We start from the raw sequence: 19,519 nt of genomic DNA, 5'->3' as shown, positions 1-19,519 counted from the left end.
AGGCAATACAACAGACATAGCTGATATCACGGCCTGGCGCTAAGTTTGTACCGGCTTGTGCAGCATCAGTTGGTATTTGGCAATCTGAAAAAACCGGCAAAATCCGGTCATAAAAAAAGCCAGTCATCTGACTGGCTTCTGGTCACAATAGTTCCGCATTGTTACAGACTGGCTTCCAGCTCTGGCAGTGCTGTGAATAAATCAGCAACCAAACCATAATCGGCCACCTGGAAAATAGGTGCTTCAGGGTCTTTGTTAATGGCCACTATCACTTTGGAATCTTTCATACCGGCCAAATGCTGAATGGCACCAGAGATCCCCACGGCAATATATAAATCCGGTGCGACAATTTTACCGGTTTGGCCAACCTGCATATCGTTAGGCACAAAACCGGCATCTACCGCAGCGCGTGACGCACCAATAGCAGCACAAAGTTTGTCAGCAATACCATCAAGCAGTTTGAAGTTTTCGCCATTTTGCATACCACGGCCGCCGGAGATAATCACCCGGGCTGCGGTCAGTTCAGGGCGTTCAGACTTGGTCAGCTCTTCAGCAACAAAGGCTGATAAACCGGCATCTTTAGCGATATTGATAACTTCAACAGGCGCATTGTTGCCGTTAGCTACCGCATTAAAGGCTGAGCTTCGAACCGTCAGCACTTTAATAGCGTCTGTCGATTGCACTGTGGCAATAGCATTACCGGCGTAAACCGGGCGCACAAAGGTATCAGCACTTTCAACAGCAATCACGTCAGAAATTTGCGCAACGTCCAAAAGTGCAGCAACGCGCGGCAGGAAGTTTTTGCCATGGGTAGTGGCTGACGCCAGAATATGGCTGTAGTCCCGGCCCAGCTCTGTCACCAATAAACTAATATTTTCTGCCAGCTGGTGCTCATAACAAGCAGCATCGGCCAACAGGACTTTAGTCACACCCGCTAAAGTAGCAGCTTCGGCAGCGGCTGAAGCGCAGTTAAAACCAGCCACTAATACATGAACGTCACCGCCAATAGCGGCAGCTGCTGCCAGAGTTTTTGCAGTATCGGCTTTTAACGCCTGATGGTTATGCTCAGCAATGATTAAAATAGCCATTAGATCACCTTCGCTTCTTGCTTTAATTTTTCAACCAGAGTGGCAACACTGTCGACCATCACACCGGCCTGACGTTGTGCCGGCGCTGTTACTTTTAATGTGGTGACCTTGCTTTGCAGTGCCACACCCAAAGAGTCAGCGGCAATCACATCCAGCGGCTTTTTCTTGGCTTTCATAATGTTCGGTAAAGAGGCATAACGGGGTTCGTTTAAACGTAAATCGGTTGAAACCACAGCAGGCAGATTTAAAGACACAGTCTGTAAACCACCGTCAATTTCACGGGTTACCGCCACTTTACCGTCAGCAACCACCACTTTAGAGGCAAAAGTGCCCTGACCCATGCCTGTTAACGCCGCCAGCATCTGACCGGTTTGGTTGTTGTCAGAGTCAATGGCTTGTTTACCGATGATGACAAGCTGTGGCTGTTCAGTTTCCACCATTTTCGCCAGCAGCTTGGCAACCTGTAACGAATCCACTGTTAACTCTGTTTCCAGTAATACAGCACGGTCTGCACCCAAAGCCAAAGCGGTACGCAGTTGCTCTTGTGCAGTCGCAGGTCCAATAGACACCACCACCACTTCGGTGGCAATGCCCGCTTCTTTTAAACGAACGGCTTCTTCTACTGCAATTTCACAAAACGGGTTTAATGCCATTTTTACGTTGGCTAAATCCACACCCGTTTGATCGGCTTTCACCCGAACTTTAACGTTGTAATCCACGACCCGTTTGACCGGTACTAATATTTTCATGGTGAGAAACCCCTGTCTGCGCTCATCAGGTTGACGTGAAGGTAAACTTCAGCTGTTGTTAATGCCGGACAATCTAACTACTGTTGACGTTAACGTCAACCTGAAATACCCTTGCAACTTGCAGAAATTCAAAAAGCACGTAAACAATAACATCCATCGCCAGAGCTTGTACTCTCCCATTGGGAGTACAACGCAGCGGCAACAAACACAATAACAAATAAAGGGGACTGCCGTGGAAAGAGAATCGATGGAGTTTGATGTAGTCGTCGTTGGTGCAGGCCCGGCTGGTTTATCCGCCGCCATCCGTCTGATGCAACAAGCCAAAGCCGCCAGCCGCGACATCAGCATTTGTGTGGTAGAAAAAGGCTCAGAAGTGGGCGCGCACATTTTATCTGGGGCCGTTTTTGAAACCCGCGCCCTCACCGAATTATTGCCGGATTGGCAACAACAAGGCGCGCCTTTAACAACTGCCGTCAGCCATGACGACATCTATTTGCTGCAATCAGAAAATGATGCCCGCAAAATTCCTAATGCCTTAGTGCCTAAAACCATGCACAACAGTGGTAACTACATTGTTTCTATGGGTAATGTCTGCCGCTGGTTAGCCAGCCAGGCCGAAGCTTTAGGGGTAGAAATATTCCCGGGCTTTAGCGCCGCCAGCCTGATTATTGAAGACAATGTGGTAAAAGGCATTATCACTGGTGATATGGGCCTTGATAAACATGGCCAGCAAAAAGCTGGTTTTACCCCTGGCATGGAACTTCGTGCTAAATACACTTTATTTGCCGAAGGTTGCCGTGGCCATCTTGGCAAAGAGCTGATTAACCATTACGGTCTTGATGCTGGCAAATCACCTCAGCATTATGCCATTGGTTTTAAAGAGATTTGGGACATTGACCCAAACAAACATCAGGCCGGTTTAGTGCTGCACTCAGCAGGCTGGCCGCTGGATAAAGACACCAGTGGTGGTGGTTATCTGTATCATGCCGATAACAACCAGGTGGTGGTGGGTCTGATTATTGACCTGAATTACAGCAACCCTTATTTAAGCCCTTTTGATGAATTCCAGCGTTATAAACAGCACCCTGTGATCAGCCAGTATTTAACCGGCGGTAAAAGGGTGTGTTACGGCGCCCGCGCTATTGCCAAAGGTGGCCTGAACAGCCTGCCGAAGATGACTTTCCCCGGTGGTATGCTGTTGGGCTGTGATGCCGGCACCCTGAACTTCGCCAAAATTAAAGGCAATCACACAGCCATGAAATCGGGCATGCTGGCCGCTGAAGCGGTATTTGCCCGCTTGGCGGCCGATTGTCAGGGTGGTGCTGATATCACTGAGTTTGCCACTTTGTTTGAACAAAGCTGGCTTTATGACGAACTGTATCGCTCACGCAATTTTGGCCCGGCTATGCATAAGTTTGGCTCTTTGCTGGGTGGTGCTTTTAACTTTATTGATCAAAACATTTTTGCCGGCAAACTACCCTTTACCCTCAAAGACAATACGCTGGATCATCAAAGCTTAAAACTGGCGTCTGAAAGCACGCCTATTCAGTATGGCAAACCCGATAACATGCTGAGTTTTGATAAATTAAGTTCAGTGTTTTTATCCAACACCAACCATGAAGAAGAGCAGCCTTGCCATTTACAGCTGCTTGACGCCAATATTCCTATCAGCGTCAATTACGCTAAATATGCCGAACCTGCGCAGCGTTATTGTCCGGCCGGCGTTTATGAAATAGTGGGTGTGGAACAAAACGAGCCTAAACTGCAAATTAATGCGCAAAACTGCATTCACTGCAAAACCTGCGACATTAAAGATCCAAGCCAGAATATCCGCTGGGTCACACCTGAAGGTGCTGGCGGGCCAAACTACCCGAATATGTAACAGCGAAGCTAAAACCAGCATCAATAACACCCCCGCTTTTCGCGGGGTGTTTTTTAATGGCATAGCGCTGTTGAACACAACAGTGTCAGCTGCCTGATGCAAGTCACCACAGCCACAACAAAGCCCGGCAGCAAAAGGTTGTAATTTGCCGATTTGGCATTATGATCGCTTTTTTGTTTTTGATGAGGTAGTTATGTCTTTTGTTTCTTCTGCTGCGCGCTCTGCCAGCACTATAGCGGCGCTGTTGTTATTAAGTGCTTGTCAGACTGTGGCGCCAACACCTGCTCTAAACAGCACAACAACTGTAACAACAGGCACGCCTTCACATGCCAACCTCAACAGTGTGCTTTGGTATCAGACCTCGGCCGAATTTCGGGCCAACAGTATTCAGACTTATAATCAGGCCCGGGCTTTATTAACAGCGGCTAAAGCGGATCGCAGCTGGACGGCCTGGCCTCAGAGCGCTGCCGCAGCGCAGTTACCACCGGCCATTATTGTGGATATTGACGAAACTATTCTCGACAACTCCCCTGCTGCTGCGCGTGATGTGCTGAATAACCAACAAGGTTTTAACGACGCCCAGTGGGACAACTGGGTCGCTGCAGCCAAAGCGCAAGCGGTGCCAGGCGCTGTGGCTTTTGTTAATGCAGCCGAAGCTATGGGCATTAAAGTGTTGTATATCAGCAACCGTGGTTGTAAAGCGCGTGACGAAAAAAGCAATTGCCCGCAAAAAACCGACACTATCGCTAACCTGCGTGCTGTAGGCATTCAGAAAGTGGAAGAAACTCAGGTGTGGCTTAAAGGTGAACAGCAAGATTGGAGCAGCGAAAAACAAAGCCGTCGTGAACTTGCCATGCAACAATACCGGGTGGTGATGTCGGTCGGTGACGATTTTGGTGATTTTCTGCCAAATGTCAAAAAAGACATTACACCACCACAACGAGCCGCGTTGGTTGACCAGCATCAGGCGCTTTGGGGCAGCAAATGGTTTATGTTAACCAACCCAACTTATGGCTCATGGGAAACTATTCTGGCTGCACCAAAACAGCAATATTTGCGCGGTTTTTAAACACGCTTTACGCTGCATGGTGCTGTTGTTTTAACAGCTGCAGCACTTGCGAAAAACATAAAATAAAAAAGCTGCCTTGGCAGCTTTTTTATTTTGGTTCAATGACCTGGGGGCAAATAAATGCCTGTGCTCTGACTAGACCAGGGGTAAGCCTTAGGGCAAAGGCGCTCCACGGCTTGCCACATATAAAGCGTACCAGTGTTCACGGCTTAAGCTCAGACCCCGGGCTCTGGCACAAGCTTCAATACGGGCCGGATTGGTGGTACCTATCACAGGTTGAATACCGGCCGGATGTTTCATCAGCCAGCCAAGCACTATAGCTTCAGCTGAAGTCTGATATTCTGCCGCCAGCCTTGCCACTAAATCTGCTGTTTGTTGCTCTGCCACTGAGGTGGGTGCTTTACCACCGCTAAACAACCCTTGCGCTAAACTGCCCCAGGCCTGAATTTGTACCTTGTGCTGCTGACAATATTCCACTGTGCCATAACTGAAAAAATGCGCCGCACCACTTTGCATACCGGTTAATACATTTTGCTCCAGCCAGTCGATGCGGTTTAAGCTCATTTCCAGCTGATTCACCACAAGCGGCTGCGCTAAACAAGACTGCAACAGCTGCAGCTGCGGCCAGCCAAAATTGGAGACACCAAAATGCCGCACCTTGCCTTGTTGCTGCAGCTCCATCAGCACAGCAGCCACTTCTTCCACCTGCATCAGCGGATCTGGCCTGTGTAACAACAACATATCGATATAACCACACTGCAGCTGACGTAACGATAATTCCACCTGACGACGAATATAAGCAGCGGAAAAATCGTAGCGGCCTACAGCATGCTCGTCTTTAAAACGGATAGCACATTTGGTCTGGATCAAAATCTTGTCGCGAAGCCCTGGATGCAGTGCCAGATAATCGCCAAACACCTGCTCTGACTTACCTCTACTGTAAATATCGGCATGGTCAAATAACACAAAATCCTTTGTCAGTGCGCTGTCCAGCGCAGCGTAAGATAACCTTCTGGCTTCAACACTAATATCAGCTTGGTTCCAGTCACCGCCAAGGCCCATACAGCCAAAAACTAAGGCGCCGGCATCAGGATAGGTCTGTAAAATAGGTAGCATGATGATGTTCCTAAAAAATCTAGCTGGCCGCAGTGTAGCAAAATTGGGGTTTATCCCCAGTAGTTTTTACCAGCTACTGCATAAAGTCGCTACCACAACTGCTGCCCTTAGCATCACCCAACTATCCGGCAAAACTTGCCGCCAATAACAACAGTCCTTAAACTGCCAGACCATGCGAATACCCATGTTGTTTTGCCAGGAGCTGCATTTGTTCAGAAATTTTCATCTGCCACGCTGGTGGTTTGCAGCTTTTAGCGGTTTTGTTATCTGGCTGCTGTTGCTTGCCGTGCTCAGCCAACATTGGGTGTTTTATCAGCAGCAACAACAAGCGGTATTACAGAGCGAGCGGCTTAGCGCTTTTATCCGTTATGAAATTGGCCGTTACGCCGACGTTGCAGCAGAATTAGCTATATCCGCCAGCCTGCAACAACAACTTGCTGCAGGCGGCAGTAATAGCCTCAACAGCTATCTGCGTGATTTACAACAAGCCTCCAAAACAGAAGATGTTTATCTTCTTGATTTGAATGGTAAAGTAATTGCAGCCAGCAATTTCCAAAGCCCGGCCTCTTATGTGGGTCGCGATTTTTCGTTTCGCCCTTATGTACAACAGGCATTAGCAGGCAAGCCAGGCCATTATTACGCCCTTGGCCATACCAGTGGCAGACGTGGTTATTATTTCAGCGCACCTGTTTATGAACAGCAGCGCTTAAAGTCACAACCGCCAACAATAAAAGCAGTGCTGGCGCTAAAAATAGATTTAGAACCGATAGAACATCATCAGCAAAATATTGCCGGTTTAGACGGCTGGCATTTTCTGGTGACTGGCCAAAGTGACGAAGTGTTTTTATCAGACAGGCCCGACTGGCGTTTTAAAAGACTGCACAACAGACCCATGTCAGAGAGTGAACAACAAAGATACCTGACCAAAACACTGGAACCTTTGGGTCAAAAACAGCAAGCGGCTTTATTGGCACCGGCTTATACGCTGTGGCAATTACCATCAGCACAACATAACCAACATTTTTTTGCTTATCAGTCGCCGCTGCCGGAATTTCAGTGGCAGCTGGTGTTATTACAGCAACCCAGCAGCGCGCCGATTGGAAGGATGCTGGCCATAGGCACCCTGCTTTATCTGGGTTTTGCTTTTTTGTTGTTATGGCGGCGTGAACGCAGCAAAAGGCAGCAGCAGCTCAAGCAACATAATCAGGCGCTGGAGCAAAGAGTGTTAGATCGCACCGCCGAGCTTGCCGAGACCAATCAGCGTTTGCTCACACAAATTGCCAAAAGAGAACAAACCGAATCAGCGCTGGCGCAAACTGAACAAGAATTGGTACAAGCGGCCAAACTTGCCACTATCGGCAGTTTATCCGCTTCGCTGAATCATGAACTGAATCAGCCACTGACAGCTTTGCAAAGTTATACCCAGAACACCGAACGGATGCTGGAGAAAAACATGCTGGCCGACGCCAAAATGAATCTGGCGGCAATGCTTAAACTTATTCAGCGGTTAGCCAATATCATCGCGCAGTTTAAAGACTTCAGCCGCCCTGGCAGCGGGAAAAATCAGTCTGTTGCTTTGCAAACTGTGTTGCTGGACGCCCTTGGCATAGTGCAGCACCAATGTCAGCGTCAGGGTGTAAAAACGCGGTTAAAACAACCGGATCTGCCACTGTTAGTGCTGGTGGATGCGATACAGCTTGAGCAGGTGCTGGTGAATATTCTGACCAATGGTTTGCAGGCCATGTTACAAAGCCCGGAGCCCGGCTTTTTTATTGTGCTGGAACAAGCCGACAACAAAGCCCAGATCCGCATTCGCGATCTGGGTCCTGGCATTGAACCTCATCATCTGGACAAAATATTTGAAGCTTTTTTCAGTACCAAAGCACGGGATGGTTTAGGGCTTGGTTTATCCATATCACAACGCATAGTGCAGTCTTTTGGCGGCAGTCTGACGGTGGCTAATCACCCGCCACAAGGCGCCGAATTCCTGATACAACTGCCACTTTATCAACACCAGGGAGTGCACCATGTCTGATCATGCCGTGACCACTGAACAATTAAGCACAACAGCACAGGTCGATATCTGGTTTGTTGATGATGAAGCCGATATCCGCACCGCAGTTGTGCAGTTATTTGCCCTTGAAGGCCTGCAATGTCGCGCGACCGCCAACCCTGCTGAGCTGTTAAAGGCATTGGCGGCACAAAATCAAAATCAGCATGGCATCAGTTATAAAGGCATAGTGCTGACCGACATTCATATGCCGGCAATCAACGGCCTGCAATTGCTGGAAAAAGTGCAACAACTGGATGCCGATTTACCCGTGGTGGTGCTGACAGGTTATGGTGCTGTGGCCCTTGCCGTAAAGGCAATGCAGGCTGGCGCTTATGATTTTCTGGAAAAACCTTTTGATAACGCTCATATGGTTGAAGTAGTGCAAAGGGCTTTGGAAAAACGCCGTTTAACTCTGGAAAACCGCGCTTTAAAAGCAGCAGTGGTACGTGAACAACAGCCAGGCCAACGTATTTTGGGGCAAAGCCCGGCCATGACCCAATTACGGGCTTTGATCGACCAGATCATTGATGCGCCTGCGGATGTGCTGCTGTACGGCGAAACCGGTTGTGGCAAAGAGTTGGTAGCCCGTTACCTGCATGAACAAAGTCAGCGTAAACAACATAACTTTGTTGCAATTAACTGTGGTGCTATTCCCGAGCAGCTGATTGAAAGTGAACTTTTTGGCGCCGAAGCCGGTGCTTTTACCGGCGCCGACAAAAAACGTATTGGTAAATTTGAATTTGCCAATGGCGGTACTTTGCTGCTGGATGAAATTGAAAGCACACCCTTATCACTGCAGGTAAAACTGCTGCGGTTATTAGAAGAGCGTAAAGTAACCCGATTGGGGTCTAATCAGGCTATCGACTTAGATATCAGAGTGATTGCCGCCAGCAAAGTGGATTTACAACAACTTGCCAAAAGTGGTGAGTTTCGCCTCGATTTATATTACCGCTTAAGTCTGCTCCAGCTGCAGCTGCCGCCGCTCAGGCAAAGACGCGAAGACTTACCGCTGTTATTTGCCCATTTTGCCCGTATTGCGGCGGCGCGTTTTCACAAAGAATATCTACCGCCCAACAGCCTGCAATTACAACAGCTGCAACAACATGACTGGCCTGGTAATGTGCGTGAACTGCGCAATCTGGCGGAACGTTATGTGTTGCTTGGACCTGCTGCTGCGCTGGCCACCTCTGGTCTTAGTGAAGAACAGGGAATTACCGGTCATTTAAGCTTGCAGCAAAGAGTTGAATTTTATGAAAAAAGCTTGTTGGAAGAAGCGCTGAATCAGCATAAAGGCTCAATCAAACAAGTGATGCAGGACCTTGGACTGGCCCGCAAAACCTTATACGACAAAATGACAAAATATCAGCTGACCCGCCGCGATTTTCTCGATAAAACCGACTTGCCGGATGACCACAGCTAAGTAGCTTGCTGCCGTTATTTATCCAGCCGGCAATGCTTTCTGGCGGCTATGCACCTGCGGGTGTGCTGCCTGTTTGTTCAGCTGCCCGCCACAAGCACTTTGGGTGGAAAAAGTGACAAGCAAAAAACCTTATGGGTAGAAAACCACACAACAATCCAGGCAGCCTGCAACAAAACCCGCCCAACATATTGATTTAAAACAAAATAAGTAAATTCATCATTCTGGCCTTACCCTTGCTTTTATCACTTTGACAAGGACAAACCCTCAGCCAATAAGAGCAACTATGATGAAATCTGCAACAGGTCGTTTTTTATCCAGTCTGTACGTTCAAGTGTTAATCGCCATCAGCATCGGCATCCTGCTTGGCCATTTTTGGCCTGCGCTGGGCAGCGCCATGCAACCCCTTGGCACCGCCTTTATTAAACTGATTAAGATGATTATTGCGCCCATTATTTTTTGTACCGTTGTACTTGGCATTGCCGGTATGGAGGATATGAAAAAAGTAGGCAAAACAGGTGGTTATGCACTGATTTATTTTGAAGTGGTGTCAACGCTGGCGTTGATCATCGGTTTAGTGGTGATTAATCTGGTTAAACCCGGTGTTGGCATGAATATAGACCCCGCCAGTTTAGATCAAGCCTCAATCAGCAAATATACAGCGCCGGATCAGATGGTGGGCACAGTGGATTTTCTGCTGAATGTGATACCAACCAGTGTGTTTGACGCTTTTGCCCGTGGCGACATGCTGCAGGTGCTGTTTTTTTCGGTGTTATTTGGTTTTGCCTTGCAGCGGATGGGCGGCCGGCAAAATCTGATTTTTGGTTATGTTGAAAAAAGCTCAGAAGTGCTGTTCACCATAGTGCATATGATTATGAAAGTGGCCCCTGTTGGCGCTTTTGGTGCTATGGCTTTTACCATTGGTAAATACGGTATTGCCAGTTTAGTGTCGTTAGCCAGTTTAATGGCCACGTTTTACCTGACTTGCCTGCTGTTTATTTTTATTGTGCTTGGGGCCATCTGCCGCTACCACGGTTTTTCCATTACAAAATTTATCCGTTATATCAAAGAAGAACTGCTGATAGTGCTTGGCACTTCATCGTCAGAATCCGTGTTACCGCGCATGATGGCCAAACTGGAGCAAGCCGGTGCCGCCAAGTCGACTGTCGGTCTGGTGATCCCAACAGGTTATTCATTTAACCTTGATGGCACCGCCATTTACCTGACTATGGCTGCAGTTTTTATTGCCCAGGCCACTAATACCCCCATGGATTTAACCCAACAACTGACCTTACTTGCGGTGTTATTAATTACCTCTAAAGGCGCAGCAGGCGTGACCGGCAGTGGTTTTATTGTCTTGGCTGCCACGCTGGCGTCAGTGGGTTCAGTGCCCGTTGCCGGTATTGCCCTTATTCTGGGTATTGACCGTTTTATGTCAGAAGCCAGAGCATTAACCAACCTGATTGGCAATGGCGTGGCAACTTTAGTGGTGGCCAAATGGTGTGGTGAACTGGACGAGCAGCAGTTGCAACATGAACTGAATAAAACCGTAACACCGGCAATCATGGCCTCCGGCAACACAGCAAATCATGCAACGGAGGTTGTTGATGTTAAAGCATAATAAAGCTGCATTAGTACTGGTTTTTAGCCTGACCTTAACCGTAACTTCGCAGGCAGCCCAGTCGTCTGAAGCGCTTCAATTTTATGGCAAAGTTGACTTACAGACTTTGTCGGTCAACCGGGGTTTATTCCGTTATGCCGACCAGGGTTCTCAGCTTGAGTTACCCTTCAGCCGTTTGGGGCTGAAAGGTCAGCAGGCCCTGACGGACGAGCTTAAGCTTATTTATGTGTATGAATGGCAGGTCAATGGTTTAGATGACGCCAATAAAGAGCACCGGCTTGGTGCCCGCAATACTTATATTGGCCTTGCCGGTAGCTTTGGTGAGCTGGTATTTGGCAAAAACGACACAAAGTTTAAAAAATCAGAAGGCAAAGCTGATTTATTTAATGAATATGTGGCTGATATAGCCCAGCTGAGCCCAGGTCAGGATCGGCTTAAAAACATCATAGGTTATCAGTCACCACAATGGGCAGGTTTTGCCGTGGCGGGCAGTTATCAAACCTCGGCCGGCAAAGAAAAAGCCGGTGGTTATGATGTCAGCCTGAGTTATGGCGATGCTGCGCTGAAAAAACAGCCGGTATTTGTCTCTGTTTCGCTGGCCAAAGAGCTGAATCAACTCAATGCCAAACGGCTATTGCTGCAACTGCCGCTGTGGCAACATCAGCAGATGTTGCTTGCCGGTGCGCTGATGTGGCAACACAGCGAACATCAACTGAGCGGTAAATCTGGCAATGCGCAAATGGCGCAGCTGAGTGTGCAACAAGGTCATGTCACCGCCAAACTACAATGGCAACAAGATGACAGCAAATTGCGGCAAAAAGAGCGCGCCAGGTTGCTGAGTGCCGGACTGGATTACCGGCTCACAGCCGACTGGCAGCTTTATACTCTGGCCACCCGGTTAAATCTTGAAACAAATCATGATCATGCTGTAGCTATTGGGGTAAAGTACAGTTTTTAACCTTGATACGCTGCCTGTCATGGCGTGACAGGCAGCAACTCCTGAGGTGGAACTTTGCATGAATAGCAAAACTATCGGCCTGTTAAGCGCCGGCCCTGCGCTGTTATTAATCACTTTGTTCACAACACCGCCTTTGGCCGGTTTAAGTGACAATGCCTGGCATATTTGTGGCCTGATGGCATGGATGATTCTGTGGTGGGTCAGCGAGGCTGTGCCTATTGCTGTGACTTCGTTGTTGCCGATGGTGTTGATCCCGCTACTTGGTGTGGCTTCGATGGAGGCCACCACTGCCCCTTATGCCCATCCGTTGATTTTTTTGTTTATGGGTGGTTTTACTTTATCCATCGCCATGGAAAAAACCGGCCTGCATCGCAGACTGGCGCTTCGGGCCTTGCTGCTAGCCGGCAATAAACCGCCAGCGCAAATTGCCAGTCTGATGGCAGTCACCGCCTTCTTGTCGATGTGGATGTCCAACACAGCAACAGCTGTGATGATGTTGCCTATTGGTTTATCCATTATTGCCATGGCAAAAGCGCGGGATCAGGACGATTTTAGCAAAGCTATATTGTTGGCTATTGCTTACAGTGCCAGCATAGGGGGTATTGCCACCTTGATAGGCACGCCACCCAATGCGCTGCTGGCTGCTTTTCTGGCCGACAATTACCAGATTGAACTCAGTTTTGCCCGCTGGATGTTGCTGGGGCTGCCACTGTCAGTGCTGATGTTAATTTGCTGCTGGTTCTGGCTTTGTAAGGTGCAATTTAAGCTACCGGCAGAAAGCTGCACTGGTGATCAGAATAATCTGTCGTCACAACTGGCAACGCTTGGCGTTTTATCAAGGGCAGAAAAAATGGTGTTGCTGGTGTTTATCCTGGCGGCAACAGGCTGGATAGGCCAACAATGGCTGGCGCGTTGGACTGGTCTTGCCATCAGCGACACGCTGGTTGCCATGACAGCGGCTTTATTGTTGTTTATTCTGCCCGGCAAGCCAAAAGAGCCGGTATTAGAGTGGCGTGACAGCGAAAAACTGCCCTGGGGTATTTTATTGTTATTTGGTGGTGGTTTAACTATTGCCGAACAAATTCAGAAAACCGGTGTGGCACGGGTGCTGGCAGAGCAGTTACAGGTATTACAGGGAGTTGAACCTCTGCTGGTGATGCTGGCTGTGGTGGTGCTGATTTTGCTGTTAAGCGAAGTAAACAGCAACACAGCAACAGCAGCCGCTTTTTTACCCTTGCTGGGCCCTGTTGCAGTGTCGATGGGATTGTCACCGCTGTATCTGATGGTGCCGGCAGCCCTGGCGGCAAGTCTGGGTTTTATGTTGCCTGTGGCCACCCCACCCAATGCAATAGTGTTTGGCAGTGGTCATTTAAAAATTAAAGATATGATAAGAGCGGGTTTTGTGATGAATCTGGTTGGTGTGCTGCTGGTGGTGTTGCTTTCTGAGTGGCTTGGTCCTTTGTTATTGCCCTGATCCCTCATTCTGGCTGCCAGAGCCTGGGGTGAGCAGCGGTTACAGTTTGTATCACTGGTTTCCCCACACTCAATAGTGTTATTTACCCTGTTTTGCCGGCCATCGGCAGAGTAACAATCAACACGAATGTTTGCCGATAAAAAAAGCAGCTTTTGCTGCTTTTTTATTAACCGTCAACGGCAACTGATATAGCACGGAACAACTAAGTTTCTGGCTGCACTTATTGCACCTGCTGCTGTTTTTTTGTTTTTAAATAACCATAAAGCCCGATTAAAGAAGCCGCTATCCAGAAAATTTCAATCACAAAACTAGCCAGATTAAAGTTGATACATAGGCTGAACAACAAAAACAAGGCACCACAAAGATTCATCAGGTTGTACAACAAACCTTTAGGGTTGGCTTTATTCAGTTGCAGCAAAAAGAACGCGCCCACCACCAGGCAGGTGCCGGCCATACCAACGATATCGGCGATTAAACTAAGCATGAGTAATATTCCAGAACAAGCTGAAGTCGTCCAAAACAGGCTGGCCCTTTCCATGGGAAGGACGGTTCTCAATTCCATGAGACAGCTTGGTTGTTTGTACAGGCAAAAAGCCATGACAGACACAAAAACAAAACGCCGCTTAAAAGCGGCGTTTTGTTTATTTCTGTTTGCAAGATTGTTGTTTTAACTTTCTTACAAAGCCATTTTGGAGCGGGCAACGAGATTCGAACTCGTGACCTCGACCTTGGCAAGGTAGCGCTCTACCAACTGAGCTATGCCCGCAAATTTTTCATTTTGTCACTTTTACTTCTGCTGTGCAGGTCAGTAAATGGTGCCCGGGGCCGGACTTGAACCGGCACGCCCTTTCGAGCGAGGGATTTTAAATCCCTTGTGTCTACCGATTTCACCACCCGGGCAGACAACTTGTTACTTTTTGTGTTCACAACATGGAGGCGGGTCCCGGAGTCGAACCGAGGTGGACGGATTTGCAATCCGCTGCATGGCCACTCTGCCAACCCGCCATCTTGCTTAATTTGTGATTTGGAGCGGGCAACGAGATTCGAACTCGTGACCTCGACCTTGGCAAGGTAGCGCTCTACCAACTGAGCTATGCCCGCATCCGATAAGGCTATTGCCTCAACACGAGACGCATTCTACTGAGTTTAATAATTCCGTCAACCAGAAACTTGCAGATTGCAAATCGTTTGCTCAAATTTTAACTTTACTGCCGAATAAAGCAGCAAGTTATTGATTACTGCTTTAAATCCTGCCACGCCGCCTGCAAATAAGCGACCATAGACCAGACCGTTAATAAGGTAGCCAGATACAATAACAGCATGCCAAGTTGGGTGATCCAGTCCACTGGTTGCCAAATTAAACCAATCAACGCCAACATCTGTACCGCGGTTTTCCATTTGCCCATATCAGACACTTTCACCTGAGCGCCCCGGCCAACACCGGCCATCCATTCGCGCAGGCCAGAAATAATAATTTCGCGGCTGATCATTAAAAACGCAGGTATTGTCACCCACAAAGTTTGCATATCCACAGCTATCAGCACTAAAGCAGCGGCCACCATGGCTTTGTCGGCAACAGGGTCTAAAAAAGCACCAAAGGCGGTGGATTGTTGTAACTTGCGTGCCAGATAACCATCCAGCGCGTCAGTAATGGCCGCCAGCCAAAATACAAATGCAGCTAAAAAACGCGCATGTTCATGCGTGGAATAAAAGCAGAATACAAATACCGGAATTAAGAAAATTCTGAACAAAGTTAATAGATTAGGAACATTCCACATCAATGGGATCTCAAATACGTCTTAGTTTTTATTATGACAGGCCTGATAAATTAACTCAGCCTGCGTTTTAGATATGCCGGGAACCGTTGCCAGTTCCTGTACCGACGCTTTCATCACGCCCTGTAAACCACCGAGGTATTGTAACAAAGCTTGCCGGCGTTTCTCACCTATTCCTTCGATATTTTCCAGCGGACTTTGCACCATTTTTTTGCCCCTTTTGGCTCTGTGGCCAGTAATGGCATAACGGTGGGCTTCATCGCGGATCTGCTGAATAAGATGCAGCGCCGGCGCATCAGGCGGTAAATTCATTTCTTTGTCTGAACCCGCCAAAATTAAAGTCTCTAAACCAGGTTTGCGGCTGGTACCTTTGGCAACGCCCAGCAGCAATGGTTTTTTACTTAGCGGCCAATCACTGAAAAAAGCAATCGCCTGATTCAACTGGCCTAAACCGCCGTCTATCAACACTAAATCGGGCACCCTGCTTTCGTCCTGCAACTTGCCATATCTTTTATTCAGCGCAAATAACATGGCGGCGTAATCATCACCCGGCGTAATGCCTTCGACATTAAAACGGCGATATTCGGCTTTATCCGGCCCTTCACCATTAAAAACCACACAAGAAGCGATGGTTTGCTGACCCATGGTATGGCTGATGTCAAAACACTCCATCCGGTTTAATTCCGCCAGCTTTAACAAAGCCTTCAGTTCGGTATAACGCACGGCCATTTGTTGGCTGAAACTCAGTTTGCTGTCGCAGGCGGTTTTGGCATTTTTCTCTGCCAGACTGAGATACCTTGCTTTTTCGCCTCTTTTGGGCGAAATCAGGCTGACTTTATAACCACTTTGTGCACTGATGGCGGCGCTGATGGCCTCAGAGTCTTCCAGTTCAACACCTAACACCACATCGCGCGGCACCGTTTGTCCGCCAATGCCATTTAAATAAAACTGCAATAAAAAAGCCGGCAGAATTTCTTCAGGGTCAGTTTGTTGCGGCACCTTTGGATGATAAGTTTTACTGCCAAGAATTTTCTGTTCGCGCACAAAAAGCACATGCACAGCTGCAACTCCATGCGAATAATGAAAACCTATCACGTCCATTTCGGTTTGGTCGCCACTGACCGTTTGTTGCTCTTGCACAGTGCGTAAAGCGGTAATTTGGTCACGCAGCTGCGCCGCCTGCTCAAATTCCAGGTTTTGACTGGCCTGCTCCATCAACTGCACTAAATCGTCAATCACCAGCTGATTTTTGCCGGATAAAAACAACTTGGTTAACCGCACTTGCTCGCCATAAGCGCTGTCGGAAATTTTGCCAACACAGGGCGCCGAGCACAGTTTCAGCTGATATTGCAAACAGGGTCTGGTACGGGCGCGATAAAAACCATCTTCACACTGACGCACCGGAAATATTTTCTGCAATAGTTTTAAACTTTCCCACACAGCACCAGCACTTGGGTAAGGGCCAAAATACTGCCCTGCCACTTTGCGTGGCCCACGATGAGAGGTTAAACGGGGGTGTTTATGATCGGTCAGCAGAATATAAGGGTAAGATTTGTCATCACGAAGCAGCACATTGTATTTGGGCATAAACTGCTTAATCAGGTTATTTTCCAAAATCAGCGCTTCGGTTTCACTGTGGGTGACAATAATTTCCACATGCTGAATTTGGCTGACTAAAGCGCGGGTTTTAACCCCCGGTACATTCACCCGAAAATAACTGGAAAGCCGCTTTTTTAAATCTTTGGCTTTGCCCACATAAATCACAGTTTCCTGCGCATTGAGCATACGGTACACGCCCGGCAACTGCGGCACAGTGGCCAAAAATGCTTTGGCGTCAAAGGATGGATTTGGTGTTGGCAAAATCAGCGGCTCAGACGATGTCAATCATACCGTGACGCAGCGCCAGGTGGGTCAGCTCTACATCACCGCTGATGGATAGCTTTTCAAACATGCGGTAGCGATATGAATTGACTGTTTTGGCACTGACGTTGAGTTGGTCGGCAATATCGTTGACCTTTTGGCCTTTGGTGATCATCAGCATAATTTGCAGTTCACGTTCAGACAGCTCATCAAAAGGATTGGCGCTATTGGACTGAATTTTACTGAGCGCCATTTTTTGCGCAACTTCATCGGAAATATAACGTTGCCCTGCCGCCACTTTACGAATAGCTTCAATCATTTCTCTGGGGGCTGCGTTTTTGGAGATAAAACCGGCAGCGCCCATTTGCATCACTTTGGTTGGTACCGGCTCTTCAAAAGACACCGACAGCGCCAGCACTTTAATATCAGGGCAATAATGCAAAATACGTTTAGTAGCAGCCATGCCGCCAATGCCGGGCATATTCATATCCATCAGCACCACATCGGGCGTCACTACTTCGGCAGATTCATTACGGCAATAACTAATAGCCTGCTCGCCTGAGCTGGCTTCTGCCACCACCCGAATACCACGTTCGTCGTTGAGAATTCGGCTGATACCGGTTCTGACTAATTCATGATCATCAACCAACAAAACGTTAATCAATTGCTGCCCCGCCGAGATAAAAAATATGACCCAAATGAGGGTGTTATTGCTCGCTAGCATAGCTGAGGCCAACTGAATTTGCTACGGTAAAAACAAGGGCACACAGAGGTCGGCGCAGCAGCAGGCGGCAAGAAAAAAGCAGGCTTCAGAAACGACAAAACCACCCTTAAGGTGGTTTAGAAGAAGTGGCGGAGAGAAAGAGATTCGAACTCTTGAAGGGCTACTAACCCTCGCCGGTTTTCAAGACCGGTGCATTAAACCACTCTGCCATCTCTCCGCGATGGACGGCATGATAGAAAGTCTGACAAAAGTTGTAAAGCGCTTTTTTTACTGTTGCTGTTCGTTTGCTCAGCTTTTCGCCAAAACTGCCTGCTATGGTGATGATATCGGCAACATAACAGCCAGTAAATACTCACAAGCAGCACAGACCAGACTGACAGCGCAAGCACAAAAGTTTACAATGGCCGCAAAAACCAAGAGCCCTGCCCTTATGTCACAAAAACGCATTTACGTCGCTTACACCGGCGGTACTATAGGTATGCAAAAATCTGCCAACGGTTATGTGCCGGTACCGGGTTTTTTATCTGACACTGTTAAAGCCATGCCGGAATTTTACCGGCCGGAAATGCCGCAGTTTGATATTCACGAATATCACCCTGTGATTGATTCTTCTGATATGACACCGGCCCACTGGTTACATATAGCCGAAGATATCCGCAGTCATTACGACGAATATGACGGTTTTGTGGTGTTACACGGCACCGACACTATGGCTTATACCGCCTCTGCTTTGTCTTTTATGCTGGAAAACCTGACTAAACCTGTGATCATCACCGGCTCACAAATTCCGCTTGCCCAGTTGCGATCAGACGGCCAGGTGAATTTACTGAATTCGTTATATCTGGCGGCTTATTACCCTATTGCTGAAGTGGCTTTGTATTTTAACAACCAGCTGTTTCGGGGTAACAGAGCCACCAAAGCCGACGCCGATGGTTTTAATGCTTTTGCCTCGCCAAATTTCCCGGCACTGCTGCAAGCTGGTATTCATATTGAAATGCTGGCAGGACAGCTGGCAAGCTCAGCACCTTCAGCGCCGCTCAATGTAGCGCAAATTACGCCACAACCTATCAGTGTGGTGACTTTGTATCCTGGCATCAGCGTGGATGTGATTAAAAATATGGCGGCAGCACCGGTGCGCGCGCTTATTATCAAATCTTATGGTGTGGGCAATGCACCACAAGATCCGGCTTTGCTCAATACCCTCAAAGAAGCCTCAGAGCGCGGCACTATTATTGTCAACTGCACTCAGTGTTTTAAAGGCAAAGTGAATATGGGCGGTTATGCCACCGGCAACGCACTGCGTTTATCCGGTGTTATCAGCGGTTACGATATGACGTTGGAAGCAACACTGACCAAACTGCATTATTTGCTCAGTCAGCCATTAAGCGCAGAGCAAATAAGAGCGCAAATGCAAACCAGTTTACGCGGTGAACTGACAGCGGGTTAACAGCTGATTTCACAACTGCAGCCGTAAAAGTCGCTGTTGTGATAAAGATATAAAAAGCCCTGGCTGCGAAGCCAGGGCTTTTTATTTATGAATTGCAATTACTGCACTTCACAGCTGGTACTACACAGCTGGTATTTCACAGCTGTTTCGGCTATTTGGCGGCATCAACGCCAAGATAAATGGCTTTTACCCGCGCCAGTAAAGGTTTTTCAGCTTCTGTCACAACACCATACTGCAACCAGCGTGACAACAACTGCGGTTGTGTCACCGCTTCACCACTGTTGTG

15 protein-coding genes and 5 tRNA genes are annotated in these 19,519 nt (G+C 48.1%); 8 read left to right on the top strand and 12 right to left on the bottom strand.

Annotated elements, in window-relative coordinates; translation table 11 throughout:
• Positions 1 to 161: 161 nt before the first annotated feature.
• On the bottom strand, positions 162 to 1,088 hold the full coding sequence (locus tag RCH83_RS07805) for an electron transfer flavoprotein subunit alpha/FixB family protein (RefSeq protein WP_306520706.1): 927 nt from the start codon (positions 1,086 to 1,088) through the stop codon (positions 162 to 164).
• A complete protein-coding gene (locus RCH83_RS07800; protein WP_306520704.1) occupies positions 1,088 to 1,837 on the bottom strand; it encodes an electron transfer flavoprotein subunit beta/FixA family protein in 750 nt (249 codons plus the stop codon). The genes RCH83_RS07805 and RCH83_RS07800 overlap by 1 nt, the downstream gene beginning before the upstream one ends.
• Positions 1,838 to 2,084: 247 nt before the next feature.
• Between RCH83_RS07800 and RCH83_RS07795 the strand changes: the two genes are divergently transcribed.
• Together RCH83_RS07795 and RCH83_RS07790 are read left to right on the top strand one after the other, a co-directional pair.
• Positions 2,085 to 3,719 carry an electron transfer flavoprotein-ubiquinone oxidoreductase gene (locus RCH83_RS07795; RefSeq protein WP_306520708.1) on the top strand — a complete coding sequence of 545 codons (1,635 nt, stop codon included), beginning with the start codon at positions 2,085 to 2,087 and terminating at the stop codon, positions 3,717 to 3,719.
• A 193-nt stretch (positions 3,720 to 3,912) separates the two neighbouring features.
• Positions 3,913 to 4,788, top strand: coding sequence for a 5'-nucleotidase, lipoprotein e(P4) family (locus RCH83_RS07790; RefSeq protein ID WP_306520702.1), 876 nt, complete (start codon positions 3,913 to 3,915; stop codon positions 4,786 to 4,788).
• A gap of 153 nt (positions 4,789 to 4,941) precedes the next feature.
• Here the strand turns inward: RCH83_RS07790 and RCH83_RS07785 are convergent, their stop codons facing one another.
• Complete coding sequence (locus tag RCH83_RS07785; protein ID WP_306520700.1) at positions 4,942 to 5,904, bottom strand: aldo/keto reductase family oxidoreductase; 963 nt, start codon at positions 5,902 to 5,904, stop codon at positions 4,942 to 4,944.
• Positions 5,905 to 6,112: 208 nt separating this feature from the next.
• Here RCH83_RS07785 and RCH83_RS07780 point away from each other — a divergent pair, with 208 nt between their 5' ends.
• From RCH83_RS07780 to RCH83_RS07760, 5 genes are all read left to right on the top strand, one after another.
• Positions 6,113 to 7,939 carry an ATP-binding protein gene (locus RCH83_RS07780; protein WP_306520698.1) on the top strand — a complete coding sequence of 609 codons (1,827 nt, stop codon included), beginning with the start codon at positions 6,113 to 6,115 and terminating at the stop codon, positions 7,937 to 7,939.
• A complete protein-coding gene (locus tag RCH83_RS07775; RefSeq protein ID WP_306520696.1) occupies positions 7,932 to 9,377 on the top strand; it encodes a sigma-54 dependent transcriptional regulator in 1,446 nt (481 codons plus the stop codon). Before RCH83_RS07780 ends, RCH83_RS07775 begins: the two co-directional genes overlap by 8 nt.
• 286 nt (positions 9,378 to 9,663) lie before the next feature.
• Entirely contained in the window at positions 9,664 to 10,995 is a 1,332-nt protein-coding gene (locus tag RCH83_RS07770) for a dicarboxylate/amino acid:cation symporter (RefSeq protein ID WP_306520694.1), read from the top strand.
• On the top strand, positions 10,982 to 11,953 hold the full coding sequence (locus RCH83_RS07765; RefSeq protein ID WP_306520692.1) for a porin: 972 nt from the start codon (positions 10,982 to 10,984) through the stop codon (positions 11,951 to 11,953). The genes RCH83_RS07770 and RCH83_RS07765 overlap by 14 nt, the downstream gene beginning before the upstream one ends.
• 58 nt (positions 11,954 to 12,011) lie before the next feature.
• A complete protein-coding gene (locus RCH83_RS07760; protein ID WP_306520690.1) occupies positions 12,012 to 13,427 on the top strand; it encodes a DASS family sodium-coupled anion symporter in 1,416 nt (471 codons plus the stop codon).
• Positions 13,428 to 13,647: 220 nt separating this feature from the next.
• Here the strand turns inward: RCH83_RS07760 and RCH83_RS07755 are convergent, their stop codons facing one another.
• The 9 genes from RCH83_RS07755 to RCH83_RS07715 form a co-directional block, all read right to left on the bottom strand.
• Positions 13,648 to 13,911, bottom strand: coding sequence for a permease (locus RCH83_RS07755; RefSeq protein ID WP_306520688.1), 264 nt, complete (start codon positions 13,909 to 13,911; stop codon positions 13,648 to 13,650).
• Positions 13,912 to 14,117: 206 nt separating this feature from the next.
• Positions 14,118 to 14,193 (bottom strand) — tRNA-Gly (locus RCH83_RS07750).
• A 47-nt stretch (positions 14,194 to 14,240) separates the two neighbouring features.
• Positions 14,241 to 14,327, bottom strand: a tRNA-Leu gene (locus tag RCH83_RS07745).
• A 31-nt stretch (positions 14,328 to 14,358) separates the two neighbouring features.
• A tRNA-Cys gene (locus RCH83_RS07740) sits at positions 14,359 to 14,432 on the bottom strand.
• 20 nt (positions 14,433 to 14,452) lie between these two features.
• Positions 14,453 to 14,528, bottom strand: a tRNA-Gly gene (locus RCH83_RS07735).
• A gap of 134 nt (positions 14,529 to 14,662) precedes the next feature.
• Positions 14,663 to 15,205 carry a CDP-diacylglycerol--glycerol-3-phosphate 3-phosphatidyltransferase gene (gene pgsA, locus RCH83_RS07730; RefSeq protein WP_306520686.1) on the bottom strand — a complete coding sequence of 181 codons (543 nt, stop codon included), beginning with the start codon at positions 15,203 to 15,205 and terminating at the stop codon, positions 14,663 to 14,665.
• 21 nt (positions 15,206 to 15,226) lie between these two features.
• On the bottom strand, positions 15,227 to 16,987 hold the full coding sequence (gene uvrC / locus RCH83_RS07725; RefSeq protein ID WP_373689758.1) for an excinuclease ABC subunit UvrC: 1,761 nt from the start codon (positions 16,985 to 16,987) through the stop codon (positions 15,227 to 15,229).
• An 85-nt stretch (positions 16,988 to 17,072) separates the two neighbouring features.
• Complete coding sequence (gene uvrY / locus RCH83_RS07720; protein WP_306520682.1) at positions 17,073 to 17,726, bottom strand: UvrY/SirA/GacA family response regulator transcription factor; 654 nt, start codon at positions 17,724 to 17,726, stop codon at positions 17,073 to 17,075.
• 186 nt (positions 17,727 to 17,912) lie between these two features.
• Positions 17,913 to 18,003, bottom strand: a tRNA-Ser gene (locus tag RCH83_RS07715).
• Positions 18,004 to 18,216: 213 nt separating this feature from the next.
• On the opposite strand from RCH83_RS07715, the gene ansA reads away from it, so the two are divergent.
• Entirely contained in the window at positions 18,217 to 19,233 is a 1,017-nt protein-coding gene (ansA, locus tag RCH83_RS07710; protein WP_306520680.1) for an asparaginase, read from the top strand.
• Positions 19,234 to 19,519 lie beyond the last annotated feature (286 nt).

It is taken from the genome of Rheinheimera sp. (assembly GCF_030824435.1).
Classification (GTDB): Bacteria; Pseudomonadota; Gammaproteobacteria; order Enterobacterales; family Alteromonadaceae; genus Pararheinheimera.
The sequence above is the reverse complement of the archived record's forward strand: the minus strand, read 5'-3'. Positions and strand labels throughout refer to the sequence as shown.